At 64.6% G+C, this 1972-nt stretch carries 3 protein-coding genes; all 3 read left to right on the plus strand.

Annotated features, from left to right (window positions below; genetic code table 11):
* Positions 1-157: 157 nt before the first annotated feature.
* Positions 158-256, plus strand: coding sequence for a HypC/HybG/HupF family hydrogenase formation chaperone (locus tag AWT75_RS21105; RefSeq protein WP_239689690.1), 99 nt, complete (start codon positions 158-160; stop codon positions 254-256).
* Positions 253-1371 (plus strand): hydrogenase formation protein HypD, encoded by a 1119-nt coding sequence (hypD, locus tag AWT75_RS20325; RefSeq protein ID WP_062791566.1) that lies wholly within the window; start codon positions 253-255, stop codon positions 1369-1371. The genes AWT75_RS21105 and hypD overlap by 4 nt, the downstream gene beginning before the upstream one ends.
* Positions 1368-1972 (plus strand): hydrogenase expression/formation protein HypE (gene hypE, locus AWT75_RS20330; RefSeq protein ID WP_082696244.1); only part of this gene is annotated, 605 nt, incomplete at its 3' end. The genes hypD and hypE, both read left to right, overlap by 4 nt.

Raw genomic sequence — 1972 nt, forward strand, 5'->3', positions numbered from 1 at the left:
GCGTCACCGCCACCATCGACCTGCACAAGCGTGCCGCCACCGCGCGTAACCACTCTGCCACTCACCTGCTGCATGCCGCCCTGCGCCATGTACTGGGTGTGTCAGCCGTGAAGTATCGGTCGCCCTGATCGACAGCCCGCAGGAAGGCGATTACGTCATCCTGCATGTCGGTTACGCCATCGGCAAACTGGACCCGGAAGAAGCCGCCCGCACCCTGGCCTTGATGGATCAATTGGCAGCGGGGGAGCAGGCATGAAATATGTAGACGAATTCCGCCGTGGCGATGTTGCCCGTGGCATGGCTGCGCAAATCAGCCGTCTGGTGGACCCGGCACGTGAATACCGGCTGATGGAGTTCTGCGGCGGCCACACCCACGCCATTGCCCGCTACGGACTCACCGGCTTGCTGCCGGACAATATCAGGCTGATCCACGGACCCGGCTGTCCGGTGTGCGTGCTGCCCATCGGCCGGGTGGATTCCGCCATCGAGCTGGCGCTGCGTCCGGATGTCATCCTGTGCAGCTATGGCGACACCCTGCGCGTACCGGCATCAAACAAGATGAGCCTGTACCAGGCGCGTGCCAAGGGCGCTGACGTGCGCATGGTGTACTCCACCAATGACGCCTTGCAGATTGCCCGCGACAACCCGCACAAGCAGGTGGTGTTCTTTGCCATCGGCTTTGAAACCACCACCCCGCCCACCGCACTGGCGCTATTGCAGGCGCGGCAGGAACAGCTGGCCAATTTCAGCGTGTTCTGCAACCACGTGCTCACCCCGCCCGCCATGCGCCATCTGCTGGCCGCAGGCGATGCGGTGCAGCTGGACGGCTTTATCGGCCCCTCCCACGTCAGCACCGTGATTGGCAGCGCACCCTATGCTGCGGTGGCCGAGGAGTTTGCCAAGCCGGTGGTGATTGCCGGTTTCGAACCGCTGGACGTGCTGCAGGCGGTGGCCATGCTGGTGGAGCAGATCAACCAGGGCCGCACCGAGGTGGAAACCCAGTTCACCCGTGCCGTCACCCATGAAGGCAATCAGAAAGCCCGCGAGCGGGTGGCGCAAACCATGGTGCTGCGCGACAGCTTTGAATGGCGCGGCCTGGGCCAGGTGCCGCACTCCGCGCTGGCCATTCACCCCGACTTTGCCGAATTTGACGCCGAGTTGCGCTTTGCCCTGCCGTATCGTCACGTGCCGGACCACAAGGCCTGTGAGTGCGGTGCCATCCTGCGTGGCCAGAAGCAGCCGCAGGACTGCAAGGTATTCGGCATTGTCTGCACCCCGGACAACCCGCTGGGCTCCTGCATGGTGTCCAGCGAAGGGGCCTGTGCCGCCCATTACCACTATGGCCGTTTCGTACAGGGAGCCACGGCATGAGCAAGCCCTACACCCGTCCGCTCGACCTCAAGCACGGTCTGGTCAACCTTACCCACGGCAGCGGTGGTCGTGCCATGGCCCAGCTGGTGAGCGAGCTGTTTGCCGCCGAATTTGCCAACGACTGGCTGGCGCAGGGTAATGACCAGGCCATCCTGCCGCCACCGGGCGGACGCATCGCCATTGCCACCGACAGCCATGTCATCTCGCCCTTGTTCTTTCCCGGTGGCGACATCGGCAGCCTGGCGGTACATGGCACAGTGAACGACCTGGCCATGGGCGGTGCCACGCCGCTGTATCTGTCCGCCGGTTTCATTCTGGAAGAAGGCCTGCCGCTGGCTGATCTGGCACGCATCGTGCGTTCCATGGCTGCCGCCGCACGCGAAGCCGGGGCGGCCATTGTCACCGGCGACACCAAGGTGGTGGAACGCGGCAAGGGCGATGGCGTGTTCATTTCCACCACTGGCGTGGGCGTGGTGGCCGACGGGGTGAACCTGTCCGGCGACCAGGCCCGTCCCGGCGATGTGATCCTGCTGTCCGGCACGCTGGGCGATCATGGCATGGCGGTAATGTCACAGCGCGAAGGGCTGGGCTTTGCCAGCCC

The sequence above is a fragment of the Aquitalea pelogenes genome (genome assembly GCF_001515305.1).
Classification (GTDB): Bacteria; Pseudomonadota; Gammaproteobacteria; order Burkholderiales; family Chromobacteriaceae; genus Aquitalea; species Aquitalea pelogenes.

Excerpts from the sequence above, each read along its gene's own strand:
- hypD (WP_062791566.1), top strand. The coding sequence starts at position 253 with ATGAAATATGTAGACGAATTCCGCCGTGGCGATGTTGCCCGTGGCATG.